The 21,572-nt window shown below is 69.3% G+C and carries 24 protein-coding genes; 7 read left to right on the forward strand and 17 right to left on the reverse strand.

The genetic code is table 11. The annotated features are described in order from the left end of the window. Positions 1 to 2 precede the first annotated feature (2 nt). Together GQ674_RS09410 and GQ674_RS09415 are read right to left on the reverse strand one after the other, a co-directional pair. Entirely contained in the window at positions 3 to 314 is a 312-nt protein-coding gene (locus GQ674_RS09410) for a DUF3817 domain-containing protein (protein WP_159496847.1), read from the reverse strand. A gap of 135 nt (positions 315 to 449) precedes the next feature. Beyond that, positions 450 to 1,211: an SDR family oxidoreductase gene (locus GQ674_RS09415; RefSeq protein WP_159496848.1), complete on the reverse strand. Its 762-nt coding sequence runs from the start codon at positions 1,209 to 1,211 to the stop codon at positions 450 to 452. 103 nt (positions 1,212 to 1,314) lie between these two features. On the opposite strand from GQ674_RS09415, the gene GQ674_RS09420 reads away from it, so the two are divergent. The 4 genes from GQ674_RS09420 (at position 1,315) to GQ674_RS09435 (ending at position 5,213) form a co-directional block, all read left to right on the forward strand. Next, positions 1,315 to 2,226 (forward strand): LysR family transcriptional regulator, encoded by a 912-nt coding sequence (locus tag GQ674_RS09420; RefSeq protein WP_159496849.1) that lies wholly within the window; start codon positions 1,315 to 1,317, stop codon positions 2,224 to 2,226. A gap of 157 nt (positions 2,227 to 2,383) precedes the next feature. Next, positions 2,384 to 3,160: a DeoR/GlpR family DNA-binding transcription regulator gene (locus GQ674_RS09425; RefSeq protein ID WP_159496850.1), complete on the forward strand. Its 777-nt coding sequence runs from the start codon at positions 2,384 to 2,386 to the stop codon at positions 3,158 to 3,160. Between the two features lie 7 nt (positions 3,161 to 3,167). Further along, positions 3,168 to 4,316 carry an MFS transporter gene (locus GQ674_RS09430; protein WP_159496851.1) on the forward strand — a complete coding sequence of 383 codons (1,149 nt, stop codon included), beginning with the start codon at positions 3,168 to 3,170 and terminating at the stop codon, positions 4,314 to 4,316. Between the two features lie 69 nt (positions 4,317 to 4,385). After that, positions 4,386 to 5,213, forward strand: a complete 828-nt coding sequence (locus tag GQ674_RS09435) for an isocitrate lyase/phosphoenolpyruvate mutase family protein (protein WP_159496852.1) — start codon at positions 4,386 to 4,388, stop codon at positions 5,211 to 5,213. Positions 5,214 to 5,219: 6 nt separating this feature from the next. Here GQ674_RS09435 and GQ674_RS09440 read toward each other — a convergent pair whose 3' ends face one another. Next, the gene (locus GQ674_RS09440; protein WP_159496853.1) at positions 5,220 to 5,540 is read right to left on the reverse strand and encodes a multidrug efflux SMR transporter; all 321 of its coding nucleotides are present in this window, start codon (positions 5,538 to 5,540) and stop codon (positions 5,220 to 5,222) included. Beyond that, positions 5,537 to 5,908, reverse strand: coding sequence for an SMR family transporter (locus GQ674_RS09445; protein WP_159496854.1), 372 nt, complete (start codon positions 5,906 to 5,908; stop codon positions 5,537 to 5,539). Before GQ674_RS09445 ends, GQ674_RS09440 begins: the two co-directional genes overlap by 4 nt. 251 nt (positions 5,909 to 6,159) lie before the next feature. Between GQ674_RS09445 and GQ674_RS09450 the strand changes: the two genes are divergently transcribed. Then, complete coding sequence (locus GQ674_RS09450) at positions 6,160 to 7,023, forward strand: LysR family transcriptional regulator (RefSeq protein WP_159496855.1); 864 nt, start codon at positions 6,160 to 6,162, stop codon at positions 7,021 to 7,023. Positions 7,024 to 7,129: 106 nt separating this feature from the next. On the opposite strand, the gene GQ674_RS09455 is transcribed toward GQ674_RS09450, so the two are convergent. From GQ674_RS09455 to GQ674_RS09470, 4 genes are all read right to left on the reverse strand, one after another. After that, entirely contained in the window at positions 7,130 to 8,050 is a 921-nt protein-coding gene (locus GQ674_RS09455; RefSeq protein ID WP_159496856.1) for a M14 family metallocarboxypeptidase, read from the reverse strand. Between the two features lie 69 nt (positions 8,051 to 8,119). Next, positions 8,120 to 8,773, reverse strand: coding sequence for an SDR family oxidoreductase (locus GQ674_RS09460; protein ID WP_159496857.1), 654 nt, complete (start codon positions 8,771 to 8,773; stop codon positions 8,120 to 8,122). Between the two features lie 63 nt (positions 8,774 to 8,836). Next, complete coding sequence (locus GQ674_RS09465) at positions 8,837 to 9,508, reverse strand: class I SAM-dependent methyltransferase (RefSeq protein ID WP_159496858.1); 672 nt, start codon at positions 9,506 to 9,508, stop codon at positions 8,837 to 8,839. A gap of 59 nt (positions 9,509 to 9,567) precedes the next feature. Continuing rightward, positions 9,568 to 10,032, reverse strand: coding sequence for a cupin domain-containing protein (locus GQ674_RS09470; protein ID WP_159496859.1), 465 nt, complete (start codon positions 10,030 to 10,032; stop codon positions 9,568 to 9,570). A 188-nt stretch (positions 10,033 to 10,220) separates the two neighbouring features. On the opposite strand from GQ674_RS09470, the gene GQ674_RS09475 reads away from it, so the two are divergent. Further along, a complete protein-coding gene (locus GQ674_RS09475) occupies positions 10,221 to 11,114 on the forward strand; it encodes a LysR family transcriptional regulator (RefSeq protein WP_159496860.1) in 894 nt (297 codons plus the stop codon). 135 nt (positions 11,115 to 11,249) lie between these two features. Here the strand turns inward: GQ674_RS09475 and GQ674_RS09480 are convergent, their stop codons facing one another. Together GQ674_RS09480 and GQ674_RS09485 are read right to left on the reverse strand one after the other, a co-directional pair. Continuing rightward, complete coding sequence (locus tag GQ674_RS09480) at positions 11,250 to 12,227, reverse strand: zinc-binding dehydrogenase (RefSeq protein WP_159496861.1); 978 nt, start codon at positions 12,225 to 12,227, stop codon at positions 11,250 to 11,252. Between the two features lie 89 nt (positions 12,228 to 12,316). After that, positions 12,317 to 13,090, reverse strand: coding sequence for a hypothetical protein (locus GQ674_RS09485; RefSeq protein ID WP_159496862.1), 774 nt, complete (start codon positions 13,088 to 13,090; stop codon positions 12,317 to 12,319). Positions 13,091 to 13,420: 330 nt separating this feature from the next. On the opposite strand from GQ674_RS09485, the gene GQ674_RS09490 reads away from it, so the two are divergent. Then, positions 13,421 to 14,245 (forward strand): alpha/beta hydrolase, encoded by an 825-nt coding sequence (locus tag GQ674_RS09490; protein ID WP_159499365.1) that lies wholly within the window; start codon positions 13,421 to 13,423, stop codon positions 14,243 to 14,245. A 530-nt stretch (positions 14,246 to 14,775) separates the two neighbouring features. On the opposite strand, the gene GQ674_RS09495 is transcribed toward GQ674_RS09490, so the two are convergent. The 7 genes from GQ674_RS09495 to GQ674_RS09525 all read right to left on the reverse strand — a co-directional run bounded on the left by GQ674_RS09495 (position 14,776) and on the right by GQ674_RS09525 (position 21,561). Continuing rightward, complete coding sequence (locus GQ674_RS09495) at positions 14,776 to 16,407, reverse strand: MFS transporter (RefSeq protein ID WP_159496863.1); 1,632 nt, start codon at positions 16,405 to 16,407, stop codon at positions 14,776 to 14,778. Then, entirely contained in the window at positions 16,401 to 17,696 is a 1,296-nt protein-coding gene (locus tag GQ674_RS09500; RefSeq protein ID WP_159496864.1) for an alginate export family protein, read from the reverse strand. The genes GQ674_RS09495 and GQ674_RS09500 overlap by 7 nt, the downstream gene beginning before the upstream one ends. Beyond that, the gene (locus GQ674_RS09505) at positions 17,675 to 19,519 is read right to left on the reverse strand and encodes an amidohydrolase (RefSeq protein WP_201290239.1); all 1,845 of its coding nucleotides are present in this window, start codon (positions 19,517 to 19,519) and stop codon (positions 17,675 to 17,677) included. Before GQ674_RS09505 ends, GQ674_RS09500 begins: the two co-directional genes overlap by 22 nt. A 107-nt stretch (positions 19,520 to 19,626) precedes the next feature. Beyond that, positions 19,627 to 20,052, reverse strand: a complete 426-nt coding sequence (locus GQ674_RS09510) for a DoxX family protein (RefSeq protein ID WP_159496866.1) — start codon at positions 20,050 to 20,052, stop codon at positions 19,627 to 19,629. Between the two features lie 2 nt (positions 20,053 to 20,054). Further along, positions 20,055 to 20,711: a hydrolase gene (locus GQ674_RS09515; RefSeq protein WP_159496867.1), complete on the reverse strand. Its 657-nt coding sequence runs from the start codon at positions 20,709 to 20,711 to the stop codon at positions 20,055 to 20,057. A 25-nt stretch (positions 20,712 to 20,736) separates the two neighbouring features. Further along, entirely contained in the window at positions 20,737 to 21,123 is a 387-nt protein-coding gene (locus GQ674_RS09520) for an AraC family transcriptional regulator (RefSeq protein WP_159496868.1), read from the reverse strand. Between the two features lie 78 nt (positions 21,124 to 21,201). Further along, on the reverse strand, positions 21,202 to 21,561 hold the full coding sequence (locus GQ674_RS09525) for a hypothetical protein (RefSeq protein WP_159496869.1): 360 nt from the start codon (positions 21,559 to 21,561) through the stop codon (positions 21,202 to 21,204). Positions 21,562 to 21,572: the final 11 nt, after the last annotated feature.

Below are 21,572 nucleotides of genomic sequence, written 5' to 3' on the forward strand. Positions count from 1 at the left end.
GGTTACGCGGGCCGACGGCCCAGCAACCCGCGCCGCTTGAACCACCACTCCAGCGGCAACGTCACCAGCGGCGGAACCGCAGCCAGCAGGGCAAGTCCTGCCGCCCACCACGGCCAACGCAGCCGCACCGCAGCCAGCCCCGTCACCACCACGTAGACCATGAAGGCGACACCGTGCACCGGCCCGAACACGCGTACGCCGATCGGGGTGGGATCGGCGGCGTGGTACTTGAAGTACATGCCGATCAACAGGCCGGCCCAGGTGAGCGCTTCGATGAACGCAACGGTGGCGAAGACGCGACCCATGGGGGTCATCGGTGGAGTGGCGTTCAAATCAGGCTCGGCACGCGGGAATCAGGAGCGCCATGATAGCCGCGAATTGCGAATGCGACCCGTTTGCAGCCGATCGACTTCCACAAGGCGTGCGCACGAGGGCGCACGTCCCGCCACTCAGACGAACATGCCGCCCGACGCTTCCACCCGCTGCGCATTGATCCACGCCGTGGACGGCGACAACAGCGCCGCGGCCACCGGCCCGATGTCATCCGGCTGGCCGGCACGCCCCAGCGCGGTGATCGAGGCCACCATCCCGTTGACATGCTCGTCGTCGCGCACACGGCCGCCGCCGAAATCGGTGGCGATCGCGCCCGGTGCAAGCGTGTTGGCGCTGATCCCGCGCGCGCCCAGTTCCTTGGCCAGGTAGCGGGTGAACACCTCGATGCCGCCCTTCATCATCGCGTAGGCCGAACTGCCCGCCAGCGAAAACCGCGCCAGCCCGCTGGACACGTTGAGGATGCGCCCGCCATCGGCGATCAGCGGCAGCAGCGCCTGGGTGAGGAAGTACGGCCCCTTCAGATGTACCGCCACGGCGTGGTCGAACTGTTCGTGCGTGGTCTCGGCGATGCTCGCGTACAAACCTTCGCCGGCGTTGTTGAGCAGGCCCTGCAACTGCGTGGCGCCCCACCCCTGCAGGGTGTCGCGCAGCTGGTCGGCGAACGCGGCGAAGCTGCCGCTGTCGGCGACGTCCAGCGGCAAGGCCGTGGCACGGCGGCCGAGCGCTTCGATCTGGGCGACTACCTGCCGGGCGGCGTCGGCCTGGCTGCGGTAGGTGATCACGATATCGGCGCCATCGGCGGCCAGCGCGAGTGCGGCGTTGCGGCCCAGCCCGCGGCTGCCGCCAGTGACCAGGACGATACGGGGGGAGCTGCTCATGATGTTTCTCCAGCGGTAGGGGTGTGGGGACAGCCTATTGATCTTGCGTAGCCGCATAAACCGCGCGATCCTGATTTGACTGTTCACCAACGACGAACAATCCATGGATCGCCTGGACCAACTGCGCAGCTTCCTGCGCGTCGCCGAACTCGGCTCGTTCACCGGCGCGGCCGACAGCCTGGGCCTGCCCAAGGCCAGTGTGTCGCTGGCCGTGCAGCGATTGGAGGCGGAGGTGGGCGTGCAGTTGCTGCACCGGACCACCCGCCGGGTACGGCTGAGCGCCGACGGCCTGCAGTTCCAGCACCGCGCCCGCGACCTGCTGGACGACATGGAAGAGCTGCAGGGCATGTTCCGCCGCGACACCAGCCAGCTCAAGGGCCGGCTGCGGGTGGACATGTCCAGCGGCCTGGCCCGCCAACTGGTGATCCCGCACCTGCCCGGCTTCCTTGCGCAGCATCCGGGGCTGGAAATCGAGCTCAGCGGCACCGACCGCCGCGTCGACCTCGTTCGCGAAGGCTTCGACTGCGTGCTGCGGGTGGGTGGCCTGGACGACAACACGCTGGTGGCCCGGCCGCTGGGCAACATGCAGATCGTCAACTGCGCCAGCCCGGCGTACCTGGCCACGCGCGGCACGCCGCGTACGCTGGCCGACCTGCACGCGCATGCCTTGGTCCACTACGTGGGCACGCTCGGCCAGCGTTCGCCGGGCTTCGAATACCCCGATGACGCGGGCGGCTATCGCAGCCTGCCGATGCGCGGCGCGATCACCGTCAACAGTGGCGAGGGGTACACCGCAGCCGCCCTGGCCGGCCTGGGCATCATCCAGGTGCCGCGGCTGGGGGTGCGCCAGGCATTGGCCGCCGGCACCTTGGTGGAAGTGCTGCCCGCGCTTGCCGCCGAACCGATGCCGGTGACGTTGTTGTACGCGCAACGCCGCCATCTGCCCCAGCGGGTGACCGCGTTCATGGACTGGGTGGCCGGGGTGATCCAGCCGGAACTGCTGCGGACGGACTGAGGGTTCCGTCAACACCGTGCACAATCACGCCGCCATATGTGCATGCTTCTACAACATAAGTGCATGGTGATGTATATTATCCTTTCCGACTGGGGGATTTCCTGCGTGTTCGTGCGTGGTTTCTCCCATCTCTCCCGAACGCCCCGAGCACCGTGCCATGCACCCCGAAGCCCTCCCCGGCGAACGCCAACAGACCATCCTGCAGCTGCTGCGGCAGCAGGGGCGCGTGTTCTCCGCCCAGCTTGCGTTGCAGATGGGCGTCTCCGAAGACTCGATCCGCCGCGACCTGCGCGATCTGGCCAGCCAGGGCCTGTGCCGCAAGGTGTATGGCGGCGCGCTGCCGGCGGCCCCGGAATTTCCACCACTGGCCGACCGCCATGCCCTGCAGCGCGAGCAGAAGCAGGCGCTCGCACGTGCAGCGGCCCTGCATGTGCGCCCGGGTGAGCAGGTGCTGCTGGACGCCGGTTCCACCAACAGTGCCATCGCTGCCTGCCTGCCCGACAACCAGGGCCTGCGGGTCATCACCAATGCCCCGGACATCGCGCTGCTGCTGATGGCGCGCAGCGGGTTCGAGGTCACGCTGATCGGTGGTCGACTGGATCCGCGGATCGGCGCCGCGGTCGGCGCGCAGGCGCTGGAAGCCATCGCCGCGTTGCGGGTGGACGTGTGCTTCGTCGGCACCTGTGCGGTCGATGCCGAAGCCGGGCTGTGGGCCGTGGATGGCGAAGAGGCCGCGCTGAAGCGGGCGATGCTCGCCGCCAGCAGCCGCTGCGTGGTGGTGGCCAGCAACGAAAAACTGGGCGCACAGGCATCGCACCGGATCGGCGCGGTCGAACGGATCGACGTGCTGGTGCTGGAGGCCGATGCCCCGCCCGCGCAGGCCGAGGCGTTCGCGCGCCGCGGCGTCGACATCCACCACGCCGCTGCGGAGTGAGCCGGATATGTCCACGCTGACCCACGCATCCCTGGCGGGTACCCGCGTCGAGCAACACGCCACCCGCGCCGCCTTCTTCCTGCCCGGCTTCGCCACTGCCGCCTGGGCGCCGCTGGTACCGTTCGCCAAGACCCGCACAGGGCTGGACGAGGGCTCCTTGGGCCTGGTGCTGCTGTGCCTGGGCGCCGGCTCCCTGCTGGCGATGCCGCTGGCCGGCATCTTCGCCGCCCGCCACGGATGCCGTGCAGTGATGATCGGCACGCTGTTGATGGTGATCGCCAGCCTGCCGCTGCTGGCCATCGCCCCCTCGCCCTGGACGCTGGGGCTGGCCCTGTTCGTGTTCGGCGCCGGGGTGGGCGCGTGCGACTGCACGATGAACATCCAGGCGGTCATGGTCGAGCGTGACAGCGGCCGGCCGATGATGTCCGGCTTCCACGCCTTCTACAGCATCGGCGGCGCGGTGGGCGCCGCGGCGATGACCGGGCTGCTCGCGCTGCACCTGCCGCCGTGGCTGGTGTGCCTGCTGGCGGCGGCGGTGATGGCCGCGCTGTTGGCCTTCTCGCTGCCGTACTGGCGGCGCGACAAGGCGCCCGCTGGCGCGCCGGTGTTCGCCGTGCCGCACGGCGTGGTGCTGGGCATCGGCGTGCTGTGTTTCGTGGCCTTCCTGGCCGAGGGCGCCATGCTCGACTGGAGCGCGGTGTTCCTGCACGAGGTCCAGCACGTGCCGCCGTCGCATGCTGGCCTGGGCTTCATGACGTTCGCCATCGCCATGACGGTGACCCGTCTGGTCGGCGACGGTGTGGTGGCCGCGTTGGGGCGGCACCGCGCCATCCTGCTCGGCAGCCTGGTGGCGGCCGGCGGTTTCGCACTGGTCACCTTTGCCACGTTACTGCCCCTGGCCTTGCTCGGCTACGCGCTGATCGGGCTGGGCTGCGCCAACACGGTGCCGGCGTTGTTCTCGATGGCCGGCAACCAGAAGGCGATGCCGGAGAGCCTGGCGATTCCGGCGATCACCACGCTGGGCTACGCCGGCGTGCTGGCCGGCCCGGCGTTCATCGGGTTCGTGGCGCAGGCCAGCAGCCTGGTGTTCGCCTTCTGCCTGGTGGCCGTTGCACTGGCGGGCATCGGGGTGGCCGCACGCTGGGTGCGGGCCTGAGTCGCGCCTGCTGCACGACTGGTGCAGCGCGGGCGGTACCATCGTGGTATCGCCTACCGGGTCCGCGCCATGAGCACCCTGCCCTTCGATCCCCGCCCGCGCCGCGCCGCCTTCCGCGCCCTGCACGAGGACGGCTGTTTCGTGTTGCCCAACCCCTGGGACGTGGGCAGTGCGCGCTACCTGCACGGGCTCGGGTTTGCCGCGCTGGCCAGCACCAGTTCCGGCGTGGCATGGAGCCAGGGCAAGCCGGATGGCCAGCTCTCACGGGATGAGACGCTGGCCCACCTGCGCGACCTGGCCGCTGCCACGCCGCTGCCGGTGAATGCGGATTTCGGCGATGGCTTCGGCGCGGATCCCGCCGCAGTGGAGCACGCCGTGGAACAGGCCATCGCCACCGGCGTGGCCGGCCTGTCCATTGAAGACGCCCGTGGCGATCCCGCCGCGCCGCTGCGACCGCTCGACGAGGCGGTGGCGCGGGTGCGCGCTGCACGGGCCGCCATCGACCGCAGTGGCGAAGACGTGCTGCTGATCGGCCGGGCCGAGAACTTCTTTGTCGGCCGCCCGGACCTGGACGATGCCATTGCCCGCCTGCGCGCCTACGCCACAGCCGGCGCCGACTGCCTGTACGCGCCGGGCATCAGCACGCGCGCGCAGATCGAGGCGGTGGTTGCCGCCGTGGCCCCCAAACCGGTGAACCTGCTGGTGGGCAGCGCCGTGCCGTTCACCCTGCAGGACATCGCCGCCATGGGCGTGCGCCGGGTCAGCGTGGGCGGCGCGATGGCGCGCAGTGCTTGGGGCGGGATGATGCGGGCCTCGACGCTGCTGGCCAACGAAGGGCGTTTCGATGGCTTCGCCGATGCCGCGTCCGGTGCGGCACTGAATCAGCTGTTCCGTTGAACGCCCTCAGTGGCTGGACAGCACCACCACCGCGCCGGTGACCAGCGCAATGCCGATCCAGCCAATCGGACGCAGGCGGTTGCCGAACAGCACGCGCCCGCAGACGGCAGTGCCGATCACCCCGATCGCGCCCCACATCGCATAGGCGGTGGCCAGGTCCAGGGTCTTGACCGCCTGGCCGAGCAGCGCGAAGGCCACCCACACCATCATGATGGCCGCGATTCCCCAGCCCAGCTTACGGAAGCCGTCGGACTTGGCGACCATCATGTTGGCGGCGATGTCGATCAGCGCCGAGCAGGTCACAAATAAAAAGGCGGTGAGGTTCATGCCGTGTGCTCCTCGCCCAGGGTGACGCAGACGATGCCAGCCGCCGCCATCAGCAGGCCGATCACCTGCTGCACCGACAGGCTGTCCTTGAACACGAACAGGCCGACCAGCGTCAGCAGGGTCAGGCCGAGGCCTTCCCACACCGCATAGGCGACACCGACAGCGATGGCGCGCACCGACAGCGCCAGGAAGTAGTACGAAATGGCCAGGGCCACGGCCATCACGACATAGCCCAGATAGCCGCCATGACGGGCGGCATCGGCCATGAACGAGGTGCCGACCACTTCGGCGACGATCGCCACGGTCAGGCAGGCCCAGGCGATCAGGCCGCCACGGGCACGGGGTTGCGAATGCACCTGTGTGTGCATGGAAAGCTCCTTGATTGCAGCCGGCGGGCACCGACGAAACGTCGGGCACCGAGGCATCGACCGGGATGGCCGATGCGCGTGCGTCGCTGCTGGCCGGGTGATGCGGGTGGCGACCTGGTCGGCACGTGGTCCGGCAGGTACCCATCGTTGGTCGGGAGGCAGCCGGGCGATGGCACCCGAGCGACGCGGCCATTATCATCGACATTTCCATCAGACCAAAGATGGAATCCATCGATAAAGGCGATATATCCATGCGTTATGGCCCCGAATCCCTCCACGCCTTCGTCGAGGCGGCGGCGCTCGGCTCCTTCTCCGCCGCGGCACGCCGCCTGAAGAAAACGCAGTCGACGATCAGTACGGCGATCGCCACGCTCGAGGCCGACCTGGGCCTCACCCTGTTCGACCGCAGCGGCCGCTATCCGGTGCTCACCGAAGAGGGCCGCAAGGTGCTCGGCCACGTACAGGAAATCCTGGCGGCTGCCGAGCGCCTGGAGCAGCTGAGCATCCGCCTGGGTGACGCGGTGGAGCCCCGCCTGACCGTGGTGTTTTCCGACATCTACCAGGTCAACCCCGACCACCACCTGTTGCTGCGGTTCGAGCAGCGTTTTCCGGACATCGAGCTGGAATGGCTGGATGCCGAAGGCAGTGACGTGCTCGATGTCGTGCAGCGGGGCCGCGCGCATCTGGGGCTGGTGCCGCAGCAGGCGCAGTACCCGTCGGACCTTACTGTGCGTGCGCTGCCGTTGCGCGCGGAAATGGCGGTGTTCGTGGCGCGGCAGCATGCGCTGGCGCAGATCGATGCCGCGGACGAATCCCACCTGGCGGGCCATCGCCGGATCTGCCTGAGCGGTGACGATCAGCGCAGCGGCCCGGCCCGTGGGCGCAGCTGGTCGGCGTCGGATTATCTGATGGTGCTGGAGATGGCCGAAGACGGCTTCGGCTGGGCCGAGCTGCCGCGCACCCTGGTAGCCCGCTACGGGCGCGGGCAGCTGGTGGAACTGGCCTTTCCCGGCTGGCCGAAGCTGGTGGCGTGCGACGCGGTGTGGCGCAAGGGCGGAACCCTCGGGCCGGCCGCGCTATGGCTGCTGGACGAATTCCTGCACCGCACCCCGTAGAGCGGGGCTCTGCCCCGCTGCGCTTTGCACCGAAATCCACGATTGCCGGGCAAAACCCGGCACTACGTGGCGCTGGGGTCGCCTTGGAGCCGGCCAGCGGCCGGCACTACCTGTGGGCGAGTGCGTAATCGATGGCGGCGCAGATCGCGGCTACCTGCGCATCGTTGCACTGCTGCGGGGTGGCGCGCGGGCTGTCTGGGTAGACCTCGGTGGTGGTGGTGTAGGTCGCACCGGTGATGCTGGCGCACAGGCCCAGCGTCTTGAGCGGGTACTCGATCACGCCCGGGGCCACCACCGGCGAGCCGATGATCTCGCCGTTGTCATCGGCCGGGGCGATGTGGGTCACCTGCTCCACCGCCGCATTCACGGCCGTCTGGAATGCGGGCTGCGGATTCTCGCTGTCGTCCACCAGGTAGAAGCCGTCGGGAATCAGGCCCGGTTCGAACGGCTTGCCATCGCGCGCGGCCAGCGCGGGACGGAACTCGGTTTCGTCGCTGTCGGTGGTTTCATGCAGGTCGATGTGCATCACCATGCCGGCGCGCAGCGGTGCCACCAGTGCCATCAGCGCCGCCGATTCCTGCGCCGGGCTGTTGGCTACGAATGAGCGGTTGGGGTCGATCGCATCGGCGTTCCAGCGCTGCACGCGCTCGTAGCCCCAGGGACTCACACACGGCGCCACCAGCACGTTCACGCGGCCGGCGTAGTCCTTGGCACGCGTGGACAGGAACTGCAGCGCGCCCTGCACGCCACTGGTTTCGTAGCCGTGCACGCCGCCGGTCACCAGCACGCTGGGAAGCGCTGGATTCCAGTTGCGGCTGCGTACGGCAAACAACGGGTACGCGTCCGGAGCGTAGTCCAGCGTGCCGTACTGCTCCACGTCGAAGTCCGCGCGCAAGGCGTCCACCGCCGTCACCACGTCGTCGGCATAGCGACGCTGCGGCACTTGCAGGGCACGCCACTGCGCCTTTTCCGCCGCGCCCCAGGGCTGGCCAGGGGTGCCGATGGGATGGAAGCGGGCGTCGGTCATGGCGTACTCGTTTGTGCAGTGGATCGGGACGCCGATTTTACCATCGCCGCCCGGGTCGCCTGTGCCACATCAGGCGGGCAGCTGCTGCAGTGCCGCGTCGATGGGCTGCTCACCTTCGGTGAGCTCGATGATGCGGTGCTTCAGCTGCGGGCGTTCGACCAACGCCACCAGCGTCGCGGCGACATCCGCACGCGGCACCTCGCCGTAGGCAATGGCCAGCCCGGCCTGTACGCGTCCACGGCCGGCGGCATCGGTGAGCGTACCCGGGCGCAGGATCACCCAGTCCAGGTCGCTGGCGGCCAGGTACACATCGGCTCGCTTCTTGACCGCCATGTAGTTCTCGAAGCCATCGCCCAGCGCCTTGCCTCGCCCGGCCTCGGGAAATGCCGAGACCAGCAGGAAGCGTTTGATGCCGGCCTGCCGGGCGGCCTGCACGGCCAGCTCCAGCCCGGCACCGTCGATGGCGTTGGTCAGTTCGATGCCTGCCCCGCCCGCCCCGGCGCTGAACACCACCACCTCGCTGTCGGCCATCTGTGCCGCCAGCGCCTGCGCATCGGTGTGGGTCAGATCGCCCTGCACCGGTGCGCCGCCCAGGGCGGCCAACGCGTCCGCCTGCTCCGGGCGACGATGCAGCGCCACCGCACGGTGACCGCGCGTGGCCAATTGTTCGACCAGGTGGCGGCCGACCTTGCCGGCGGCGCCGATGATGAAAACCTGGGCCATGCTGTTCTCCTGAGACGTACCGGCGATCAGCGTAGCCATCGCGGCGTGACCGCGCCGTCGCACTCACGCCAGCGCACGCCAGCCGCGGAATCCCAGGCCCTGGTAGAAGCTCTCGACGCCACTGAAACCGGCCTCGCGCAGCAGTGCCTCGTCCTGCGCCGGCGACAGGATATGCACGTGCTCGGCCACGGCGGCGCGCCCGTGTTCGGCCTGCTCCGGCGCGATGCCGGAGGACACCGCGAAGTCGGCGTAGCGTTGCAGCCAGCGCGCACGCGCGCCGTCGTGCTGGTCGAAGCTCATGTGCGCTACCACCAGCGGCGCGCCCGGGCGCAATCGCCGATGCAGCGCCGCCAGGGTCGACACGCGTTCCTGCGGCGGCACGAAATGCAGGGTGAGCAGGCAGGCAGCCGCATCGAACGGCCCGTCGGGCGCCACGTCTATATAGCCGTGGTGCAGGTGCGCGCGACGCGCATCCTCGCCCATCGTGCACGCCGCCAGCGCCAACATCGCGTCCGACGGATCCACACCGTCGAAACGCCAGTGCGGCTGCGCCTGCGCGAAAGTACGCAGCTCCAGGCCGTCGCCGGCGCCCAACACCAGCACGCGTGCATCGGCCGGCGCGGATTCGGCCAGCAGCTGCGCGCACATTCGGTTCAGATCGGCGAACCCCGGCACCAGCCGGGGTGGGCGTTCTGCGTAGCGCGCCACGGCATCGGGGTCGGCGTAGGCATCCATCGGGCGCACCTCATTTCATGTAACTGGCATAGTTACATTAACGTCCGTCGCGCGCGATGTCACCCGCCGGTGTACTGCGCCTCGCTGACCTGCTCCATCCAAGTCACCGGTGAGCCGTCGACTGCTTCGGCGAGGGCGATATGGGTCATGGCCACCGTCGCCTTGGCACCGTGCCAGTGCTTCACCCCCGGCGCGATCCAGACAATGTCGCCGGGGCGGATCTCCTGCACCGGCTTGCCCCACTCCTGGACGCTACCCACCCCGGCGGTCACGATCAGGGTCTGGCCGAGCGGATGGGTGTGCCAGGCCGTGCGCGCGCCGGGCTCGAAGGTCACCGTGGCGCCCCCCACGCGGGCCGGTGCGGCGCGCTGGAACGGTGCATCGATACGCACTGTGCCGGTGAAGTAGTCGGCCGGGCCGGCCGCCGATGGGGTGTTTCCAGCGCGGGCGATCTCGATCGGGGCCGGGTCCGCCGGTGCGGTGGCGGCCACCATCGACAGCAGCGTGCTGCTCAACAGGTTCATGCGGAACTCCTCGATGTGGAAGACGGACCGCCCCACTGTAGTCCCTGCCGCCCTCGCCATTGCCTACCGCGACGTGCATGCAGCGATGAACATCGCTCATCAATCATCACCCGTTGACGCCTTGTACTCACCAGTGACCCGGACTCATCATGGCCAGGCATGAATCGCATGCGTGCCGGACGCCGCCGATGGCCCGCGAGAATTTCAACGACCTGCAGGTATTCGTCGCCGTGGCCCGCGAGCACAGCTTCACTCGCGCCGCCGCGCAGCTCGGCGTCTCGCAGTCCGCGCTGAGCCACACCGTGCGGGGCCTGGAAGAGCGCCTCGGCGTGCGCCTGCTCACCCGCACCACCCGCAGCGTGTCGATGACCGAGGCCGGCGAACGCCTGTACGACACCGTGGCCCCGCGCATGCAGGAGATCGAGGCCGAGCTGGTGGCCATCACCGACTACCGCAACAATCCCGCCGGCACCATCCGCATCACTACCGCCGAACACGCGGCCAACAGCATCGTCTGGCCACGGCTGAGCGCGATACTGCCGGCCTACCCCGACCTGCACGTGGAGCTCACCGTCGACTACGGTCTGGCCGACATCGTGGCGCAACGGTACGACATCGGCATCCGCCTGGGGGGACGCGTGGCCAACGACATGATCGCCGTACCGATCAGCGGCCCGCAGCGCATGGCGATCGTGGCCAGCCCAACCTATTTCGTCCATCACGTCGCGCCGCACGCACCGGCGGATCTGGCCGCGCACAACTGCATCGGGCTGCGCCTGCCTACCCACGGCGGACTGATGGTGTGGGACCTGCAGAAAGACGGCCAGGAAGCCAACGTGCGCGTGGACGGGCAATGGACGTTCAACGGCAGCAGCGCCATGTTGCGCGCGACCCTGGCCGGCGCCGGCCTGGCCTACCTGCCCGAAGACATGGTGCTGGAGCACGTCCAGGCGGGTCGCCTGCGCCGCGTCATGGACGACTGGTGCGACGTGTTTGACGGCTATTACGCCTACTACCCCAGCCGCCGCCAATCCTCCAGCGCGATGCGCGTGGTGATAGAAGCGTTACGCGCAGCCCGGTAGAGCCGACCGTCGGTCGGCTGTCGCGGTGCCGGTAGAGCCGACCGTTGGTCGGCTGTCACGGTCCCGGTAGAGCCGACCGTTGGTCGGCTGTCGCGGTGCCAGATCAGGAGCAGCCGACCAACGGTCGGCTCTACCTCACGGGCGCAGCAGCACCTTGCCGTTGCGGCCGGGTTCCAGGCTCGCAGCGGCAGCAGCAGCCACCTCATCCAGCCCGAACACACCGTCCACCGGCAGGCTCAGCCCGCCGCGTGCGGCCAGCTGCAACAGCTCGCCGACCAGCCTGCGCTTGTCGTCCGCGGCCATCGCCTGGCTCACCTTGCTGCCCCAGAACCCCTTCACCGTGGCCTGCTTGAAGATCACGTCGCCCGAGTTGAGCTGCATCGGCTCGCCGGTCATCGAGCCGAACGATACCAGCGTGCCGCCGTCGCCCAGCAGGGTCATCAGCTCGCTGCTGGCACGCCCGCCCACCGAGTCCACCGCCGCGGCGATCGAGCCGCCGGCCACCCGCGCCTGGACCTGTGCCATCCAGTCCGACTGCGCGGTGGAGATCGTGTTGTCGATGCCCAGCGCCTCCATCTCCGCCACCCCGGCATCGCGCCGCACCAGGTTCACGCAGTGCACGCCGCGCGCCTTGGACAGCATCGCCAGCGCCTTTCCGACTGCGCCATTGGCCGCGTTCTGCAGGATCCACTGGCCCTCGCGCACCTGCAGGAACTCCAGCAGCATCAGCGCGCTCAGCGGCATCGCAATCAGCTGCGCCGCGGTTTCATCGTCGATCGCGTCCGGCATCGGAATGACCATCTTCGCCGGCGCGATGAACTGCTCGGCCCAGGTGCCATGCACCGACGCGGCGCTGACCCGCTGGCCTACCGTCAGGCCCTGCACGCCTTCGCCCAGCGCGTCGATCACGCCGGTCGCTTCACTGCCGCCGACGGCCGGCAACGTCGGTTTGTAGCCGTACCTGCCGCGTACGGTCCACAGGTCATGGTTGTGGATGGGGGCCAGCACGGTGCGGATACGCACCTCGCCCGCGCCCGGTTCCGGGGTGGGTACCTCACCACCGTGCAGCACGACGGTGGGATCGCCAAAGGTGTCATGCAACGCAACGCGCATGGGAATTCTCCTGTTGCCAGTTCAATGGGGGATTGCCGGGCAGCACCCGGCCCTGCATGGGCACACACGGTGCCCGGAGGTGCGTGGCCTCAGCGCCGATGGCGGTGCGCGGCCACCACCGGCACAGTCGGATGACGCCACGCCCGCGTGCGCAGCATCAGCGTCTGCAGCACCAGCAGCGCGGCCACCGCCAGCGCCAGCACCGACACCGTATCGGCGCCCGGCAGGCGCCAGCCGGACTGCTTCACGTACACACCCACCAGCGCCCACACCACGGCAGCCGGATAGGCGAAATGCCCGCGCAGGCGCTGGTTCATTGCCCAGGCCAGCAGCGTCGCCAGGGCCAGCAGCACCACGCTCCAGCCGAACATGTCGCCGGTGGGCAACCACTGGTAGGCCACGATCACCTGGGCCGTATTGAGGAAGGCCGCCATCGTCAGCCAGCCTGCATGCAACGCCAGCGGGTACGCCGCCCAGGCGCGCTGGCCGGCGGTGGCGTCGGTGGGCGCGGCGCGCACGGCGGCCATCAGCAGGCACACCAGCGCGGCCCAGATGATTGCCAGCGCGGGCAGGAACCACTGGTTGGAAAACACCGGCATCCATGCTGCCGTCAGCGCGAAGCCGGCCGCCGCCCATCCACGTACGCCGGGCAGGTCCGGGCGGCGCCGACGCAGCTGCCACAGCCCGAAGATCACGTCCCAGAGGAAGATCACGCCCCAGATCGCGAACGCATAGCCGGCGGCGACGAGCAGGGTCGGATAGCGGTCGGAGATCGCGCCATTGGTCGGGCCGAACGCGCCGGATTGCGAGAACCACGACACCACCGGCATGGCCAATGCGGCCAACAACACGATCCAACGCATGCATCCACTCCAACTCAAAGAGCGCTGACGATACGCGGTTACCGGTTAAGACGGTGGCATGGCCCCCGATGATCGGGCACACCGGTGCAATCGCGAGGGGGCGCGCCAGCGCTTTACTGGCGCCGCCCGGCGTTTCGCCGCGGCCCCCACTGGACCGATCCGATGTCGTCATTTCTTCCCGATCGCCCTGGCGATCCCGCCCGGCGGCAGTTCCTGGCCACCGGCATGGCCGTGTCGGCAGCGCTGATGCTGCCTGCCCTGCCGAGCCCGGCGCTTGCCGCGGCACCCGCTCGTTCCCACCCCTACCCCCACCCCACCGGAGATACCCAGATGAGCAGCTACCACACCGTCAACGACGGTACCCGCATTTTCTACAAGGACTGGGGCCACGGCCAGCCGGTCGTGTTCGCCCATGGCTGGCCGCTCAGCAGCGACGCCTGGGACCCGCAGATGCTGTTCATGGGCCAGCACGGCTACCGCGTGATCGCGCATGATCGCCGCAGCCATGGTCGTTCCACCCAGACCTGGGACGGCAACACCATGGACACCTACGCCGACGACCTGGCCTCGCTGATCGAAGCACTGGACCTGAAGGACGCCATCCTGGTGGGCCACTCCACCGGCGGCGGCGAGATCGCCCATTACATCGGCCGCCACGGCAGCAAGCGCGTGGCGAAGGCCGTGCTGGTGGGTGCCGTGCCGCCGCAGATGGTGGTCAGCGCCTCCAACCCTGGCGGCCTGCCCATGAGCGTGTTCGACGGCATCCGCGCCGGGGTTGCCGCCGACCGCTCGCAGTTCTACCAGGACCTGACCACGCCGTTCTTCGGCGCCAATCGTGACGGCCACAAGGTCAGCCAGGGTATGCGTGACGCCTTCTGGCTGCAGGGCATGCAGGGCGGTCACAAGGGGCAGTACGACTGCATCCGCGAGTTCTCCGAGGTGGACTACACGCAGGACCTGAAGAAGATCGACGTGCCCACGCTGGTGGTGCATGGCGACGATGACCAGATCGTGCCGATCGATGCGTCGGGCCGGCTGTCGGCGAAGATCGTGGCCAACGCCACGTTGAAGGTGTACCCGGGCGCGCCGCACGGCCTGACCGTGACCCATGCCGACCAGTTCAACCAGGACCTGCTGGCCTTCGCCAAGGCCTGACCCAACGCCGCGATGGCCACGCGGGGCGCCGGGTTCTGCCCGGCGCCTCTTTTTTGGCTCTTCCCCCCCTCTCAGCGGAGCGACTTGTTACACGGGCCGCCGAAGCGTGAGCACGACGGGCCGGGTGTGCAGGCGCCGTTTCGTTCGGCTGGCGTCTCCGATCCGGCCGGCCGCGAGCGTGAGGGCCCCGTAGCAGCCGGTAGGCCCCTGGTGCAAATGTCCCCCGGCCGCGTGGCGGCCTCCTCCTTTATTTTGCCCAGGGGCCTACCGGCCGCTACGGGGCTCGGCTTGCGGTAAGCAGGCAACGCCAGGCGTTTCTTGCGCCGTCGGTGGGTCGGGCGCTGGGCTCCCATGCCCTTGCAGGCGAAATAAAGGAGGAGGTGGCGGCCGCAGGCCGACGCCGGGGGACATTCGCCGGAAAGGGCATGGGGGCCCAGCGCCCGACCCGCCGACGGCCGCGCCTGAAAGGCGTCAAGGCACGTCTTTTCTTGCCCCGTAGATGGGCGAAGAACCTCTTTTGTTTCCGCCCGTCAGCCCAGTTCGTGGGAGTGCTTCAACGTCGGCAGCGCGCCATGACCACCCACGAAATGCCGCACGATCGGCGCGTGCTCGCCGCGGTGCAGCGCCCGCACCTTCTGCTGGTGATCGCGGTCTTCAGCGGTCACGCGCTCATGCTGGCGCAGGTGTTCCACCCACGAACTGGTCACGAAATATTCCAGGTGGATGCCCGGCGTGGCCACGTCCTCGGCCACGCCCCACAGTACCGCGCCATCCCGGCGCCGGGTGCGTCCCAGTTCCCCCATCAACGCATGGAAGGCCGCACGGTCGGCATCGGCGATGCGGTATTCCACCGTGACCAGTACCGGGCCCCGATCATGCGACACCGGCACTGCCAGCTCGGGCGCCGGCCAGTAGCCGGCCGGCCGCAGGTCCAGCTCCTCGCTGCCCGCGATGCGCACCCGCCACACCAGCAGCCCGGCGATTACCGCGCCAACCGAGGCGATCGTCAACGCCAGCGGGATCGAGGTGCGCTGGGCGATGCTGCCCCAGCTCAGGCCGCCGGCGGCCATGCCCAGCGAAAACACCATGATGTACAGCGACAGCGCACGTGCCCGCACCCACGGCGGCACCGCGGTCTGCGCGGCGATCTGCAGCGAGGACAGCACCGTGATCCAGGCAAAGCCGTTGACCAGCATCGCCAGCGGCAACAGCGCCATGTGCCGCAGCCACGCCAGCCCGAACAGGCTGAGCGCGCAGGCCAGCGTAGCCAGAAGTACCAGCAGGTCCCGGTCCATGCGCGCACGCAGCGTCGGCAGCACCAGCGCGCCAGTGACCGCGCCGATGCCGATGCAACCCAGCAGGATGCCGTACAGGCCCGCCCCGCCGTGCATTTCCCCACGCACCACCAGCGGCAGCAGCGCGGTCACCGCACTGGCGAAGAAGAAGAACCCGGCCGACTTCACCAGTACCGCCTGCAGGCGGCCGGCGCGCAGCGCATAACGCAGGCCGGCCCGCAGCCCCGCACCGAAACCTTCCGGCGGCAGCGTGGACGCCGTCGCATCCGGCGTCCAGCGGGTCAGCACGATCAGCATTGCGGCAAAGCTCAACGCGTTCAGACCGAACGCCCAGCTCGGTCCCAGCTGCGCCACGATCAACCCGCCAATGGCCGGGCCCAGAGAGCGCGCGATGTTGATCCCGATCGAATTCAAGGCTACCGCCGAGGCCAGCATCGGCCGTGGCACCAGCTCGGACACGATCGCCGCCTGCGCCGGCATCGCCATCGCCGCGCCGCAGCCCATCGCGAAGGTGAGCGCCACCAACAGCCCGGGGGTCAGCATCGACAACCCCGTCAACGTGGCCAGCGTGGCAGCCACCAGCAGCATCCAGCCCTGGGTGACCAGGAGATAGCGGCGCCGGTCGACGATGTCGGCCAGGGTGCCGGCCACCAGTGCAAGCAGCACCACCGGCACGGTAGTGGCCGACTGCACCAGCGCCACCATCAACGGCGACCCGGTGCGCTCGGCCATGACCCAGGCCGCAGCCACGTCATTGATCCAGGTGCCGACGTTGCTGCCCAGAATCGCCAGCCACATCGCGCGGAACAGGCCGATCTTGAGCGGCGACCATGCGCCGGGTGCGGCGCCTTCAGTGTTGCTTACCATTGCCACGCTCCTACCAACGATGCAAACAAGGTGTCGCGGCCACCGGCCGCGCGCAGGCCGGGACCGGCCTCGAACCAGGCCAACTGCGCCTGCCATTGCCACTGCGGGCTTGCCCGCCACGTGGTTTCCCACTTGAACTGCTGCCCGATGCGGCGCGGCGTGCCTGCACTGCCCGGCAGCGCGGCCAGCGGGGCGGGCGTGGTGTAGATCGCATCGGCGCGGCGGTGCTTCCACGCCAACTGCCAGCCGAGTTCGGTGGTGACCGCCGGATGCGGGGTCAGGGTCAGGGTCGGCTGGACATCCAGCAGGTTGGCCGGTGCCAGCAGGCTGGCCTCGCTGAAGTACGCCGCCTTGGGATACAGCGCATTGAAGGTCTGCAACCGGCCATCGCCGGACGTGCGGTCACCACTGGCGATGTCCACTTTCACGCCCAGCCGCGGTTGCCACGCGCGTTGCGGCCAGCGCACGCCGGTATCGCTGGCCAGCGTCCATGCCCGGATGGCCAGGTCGCCCTGCGCCCCGGACAGCGTGCCGCGCTGCCCCACCAGTTCGATGTTGGCATCCCAGCGTGGCTGCCGGGCAAACCAGCGCGCCCCCACCGTGGTGCGCCGCTCGTCGCCCTGGGCATCGGCAAAGCGGGCATCGTCGCGACCATAGCCCAACAGGTACAGATCCAGCCCACTGCCCGCGCTGCGTCCCTGCAGCGTTGCATACCCGCCCAGCAGGTACTGGCCAGGGTCGCTGCGGTCATCGAATGCACCCGGCCGGTTGTCCACCGGGCGCAGCGCTATCAGGTCCACCTGCAAGCGCGACGCGCGCCAGCGGCCGCGCACGCCGTCGAACGCCAGGCGGATGTTCGGCCCGTCGCGCACCGACAGCAGCCGCGAGCTGCCATAGCCGGCTTCCTGTCGGCCCAGCTGCCAGCCAACGTGTTCGCCCTGCCAGTGCACGTAGGCCTGCTGCACATCCAGCGCACCCCGATCGGTGCCACCGGCACCTCCGTTGCGGCCCTGCTCGGCATGCACAGCCAGTTGCGCCACGGCCTGCCAGCCGTCGCGTTGGGCGCGGATCGACGCCAGCGCCCGCAGCAGCCCGTAACCGTCCTCCTGCCCGCCCTGCACGCCGAAGCGGGTCGGGTCGTAATACAGGCTGCGCAGACGCAGCGACGCATCCATCTGCAGCGTGCCACCGCCGTCCAGCGCCGTGCACTGGCCGCGGCCGTCCGCCTCGCAGGCCAGCGCCGGCGACGCGGCGGCCAGCCCCAGGGTCAGAAGGCGAAGCACGAACATCCCAATGCACCCCAGAACGCGTTCGGCGCATCGGTCGGCACGGCGTGTGCGGCGGCATGGCCGTGCGCGCCATGGGTGCGGCAGCCGCCTGCCCCGTGGGCATGCGCGTGCGCGGTCAGTCCGGTGGCGGCGCCGCCCACGTGGTAGCCGCCAAAGCGGTTGACCGGCGACCAATCGGGCATGGCCGGCGGCAGGACCGGGGCCAGCGGCGCGAAGTCGCCTTCGCCGTATACCACCTGCCCGCCCACCACGGTCAGTAGACTGGTGATGTCGGCAATGGCGGCATCGTCCACCGCGAAGAAGTCCGACGACAGCACGCAGAAGTCGGCCAGCTGCCCTACCCCCAGGGTGCCCTTGTTGGCTTCGTCCCCCGAGAACCACGCGCTGCCTTGCGTCCACAGCCGCAGTGCTTCCTCGCGTTCCAGCAGGTTTTCCTCGCCATACAGCGCCAGACCGCCCACGGTGCGCCCGGTGACCAGCCACGACAGCGCCACCCACGGGTTGTAGCTCGCCACGCGGGTGGCGTCGGTGCCTGCGCCCACCGGCACACCGGCCTGCAGCATCCGCCGCACCGGCGGGGTGTGGCGTGCGGCTTCGCTGCCATAGCGCTGCACGAACGCCTCGCCCTGGTAGGCCATGCGGTGCTGGATGGCCAGCCCGCCGCCGAGCGCGCGGATGCGGTCGATGTTGCGCGGGGTGATGGTCTCGGCGTGATCGATGAACCAGTGCAGGCCATCGAACGGAATCTCGCGGTTGACCTGTTCGTAGACGTCCAGAATACGGTCGATGCTTTCGTCGTAGGTGGCATGGATGCGGAACGGCCAGCGCTTCTCGACCAGCAGCCGCACCACCTCTTCCAGCTCCGGCTCCATGCCGGGCGGCAGTTCCGGGCGCGGCTCGTTGAACAGCTCGAAGTCGGCTGCGGAGAACACCAGCATCTCGCCGGCACCGTTGTGACGCAGCAGGTCATCGCCCTGGCGCGGGGCGACGATCTCGCTCCAATGCTGGAAGTCCTGCTTCTCCTTGCCCTTGTTCTGGGTGAACAGGTTGTAGGCGATGCGCACGGTGAGCTGCCCGTCGCGGTGCAGCTGCTCGATGACCTGATAGTCCTCCGGATAGTTCTGGAAGCCGCCCCCGGCGTCGATCACCGAGGTGATGCCCAAGCGGTTCAGTTCGTGCATGAAATGCCGGGTGGAATTGGCCTGGTACTCCATCGGCAGGCGCGGCCCCTTGGCCAGCGTGGCGTACAGGATCAGAGCGTTGGGCTTGGCCAGCAGCAGGCCGGTGGGATTGCCCAGGCTGTCGCGCGCGATCTGGCCGCCCGGCGGGTCCGGCGTGTTGCGGTCATAGCCACAGGCCCGCAGCGCGGCGCCGTTGAGCAGCGCCCGGTCGTACAGGTGCAGCAGGAAGACCGGCGTGTCCGGGGCGATGGCGTTGAGCTCGGCCAGGGTGGGCAGCCGCTTTTCCACGAACTGCTCGGCAGTGAACCCGCCCACCACACGCACCCATTGCGGGGCCGGCGTGTTGTCCACCTGCGCCTTCAGCATTGCCATGGCATCGCTGAGCGAGCGCAGCCCGTCCCAGCGCAGTTCCAGGTTGTAGTTGAGGCCACCGCGGATCAGATGGGTATGGCTGTCGTTCAATCCCGGTACCACGCGACGGCCGCCGGCATCGATGACGGTGCCCACGTCCAGCCCTGCACGCACCTGCGCTTCGGTGCCGACGGCGGCGATGCGCCCGTCCACTACCGCGAGCGCGTCGGCCTGCGGGCAGCGTGGGTCAAGGGTGGTGATGCGGGCATTGCGGATGAGCAGCGTAGACATGCGTTTCTCCGGGGATGAGGCAAAGGTGCGGGCGCCTGCAGCGAGCGCCAGGCCTGCGCCGACGCCCAGCAGCAGGTCGCGGCGACCGGGATGGTGCGGACCGGCGGTCATGGCCATCCTGCCCCTGCCGGCGACGGCTGCAGTGCAAACGCGCCAGGACCGGCCAGGGCGATGGCCAGCAGCGTCAGCGTCCAGAACAGGGAGTATTCGGCACCGCCGCGCATCCAGAACCAGCCATGGGGCAGCGCCAGTAGCGCAGTGGACAGCAGGAACACCGCCGCGATCACCGCGCCGGGCCGAGTCTGCCAACCCATCAGCACCGCCAGCCCGCACAGCACCTGCACCGCCGCCAGCAGCAGCGGCATCGGCCGCGGTGCCGGAAGGCCGAAGCCGCGCAGTTCGTCGGCGAACCCGGCCAGCCCGGGCCCGCCAAACCAGCCGAACAGCTTGCCCAGCGCATGCGGGAGCAGGAACCCGCCCGCCGCCATGCGCAGCAGCAACAGCGCCAGGTCCAGGCCGGTGGCGCCGGCCATGCTCAGTGGCCGCCTTCCTGCGCGCCGAACATCGTCTTGGCGTACTGGATGCCGATGCCATAGCCGCCGGCATGGTCACGCGCGATGCCGGTGGTGAGGTCGTAGGTTGCGCTGCGTGCCCAGTCGCGCTGCAGTTCCAGCAGGTACTGCACCGCGGTGATCGGCACCGCGCCGGCCTGCACCATGCGGGTCACGGCGCGCTCGTGCGCTTCCACGCTGACGTCGCCGCAGGCGTCGGTCACCACGTAAACCTCGAAGCCCTGGCCGATCGCCGACAGCGCCGGGCCGACGATGCATACGCTGGTCCACAGGCCAGCGAGCACCAGGCGGTGCTTGCCGATGCGGTTGATCTCGTCGATCACCGGCTGGTCTTCCCAGGTGTTCATCGAGGTGCGATCGAACACCGTCTGGCCCGGGAAGATCGCCGGCAGCTCCGGGAACATCGGGCCGGAGAACGACTTCTCGGCAACCGTGGTCAGCACCACCGGCACCTTGAAGCCGGCCGCGCCCTTGGCAATCAACGCGGCATTGTTGCGCAGCGCGGAGATGTCGATGGTGTGGGTGGCAAATGCCATCTGCGACTGGAAGTCGATCAGGACCAGGGTGTGGTCGGTGGGCGACAGCAGTGAGGTACCGGCGGCGGCGGTGGCCTTGTTCATGGGCGTTCCTTGGGATCGAGGGGATTCAGGCGCCCGGGCGCAGGCTGCGCCGGGCGAAATGACGGGGGGTACAGCCGGTCACGGCGCGGAAGCTGCGCACGAAATGGCTCTGGTCGAAGAAGCACAGGCTGCTGGCGATCTGGCTGACCTTCAGTCCACCGGCGTGCAACAGCTGCTGGGCGTGTTCGATGCGGCGCTGGCGCAGGTACGCGGTCGGGCTCATCCCGGTCCCGGCACGAAACAGCCGTGCCAGGTGGAAACGGCTGACGCAGGCCGCGGCGGCCATCTGTTCGACCAGCACAGGTTGCTGCAGGTTGGCGTCGATATAGGCCAGGGCACGCCGCAGCGCCGCCACCTGGGTGGGCGGCAAGGTGGAAGGTATGGGCGGCGTCGGGCGGGACGAAACAGCCATCAGCGGGCTCCACGACGGGGTGTGCCATGGTCGCCGCGACACGCGCGTGGCCCTACCCTCCATCGGTGGGAGCGCTGATTACTCTTTCGGGTGATCGCGCCGGTCGTCGCCGCGGGGCGACCGCCGCAGCACGCGTCGGCCGAAACGCCGTGCATCCAGCGAGTAGGCGCCGGGTCCCAGCAGCAGCACCGCCACCGGCAGCGGCAGCCACGCCCAGTGCGATGCGGCGTGCAGCCCCATCATCAGCAGCACCGCAACCGCTGCCAGCGGGGTCCACGCGCCCACCAGCAGCAGGCATGCCGCAGCCAGCGGCGCAAGCTGCAGCCAGCCTGTCGGCGCCGTCGGCAGCGTAAGGACGGCCGCGCACAGGCCGAGCCGCAGCAACACCAGGCCAACGCCAGGCGCACGGTCGGGAAACATCACGAACAGTCGTTGCATGCAGGCGGTCC

It is taken from the genome of Stenotrophomonas sp. 364 (genome assembly GCF_009832905.1).
GTDB classification, from domain to species: Bacteria; Pseudomonadota; Gammaproteobacteria; order Xanthomonadales; family Xanthomonadaceae; genus Stenotrophomonas; species Stenotrophomonas maltophilia_AP.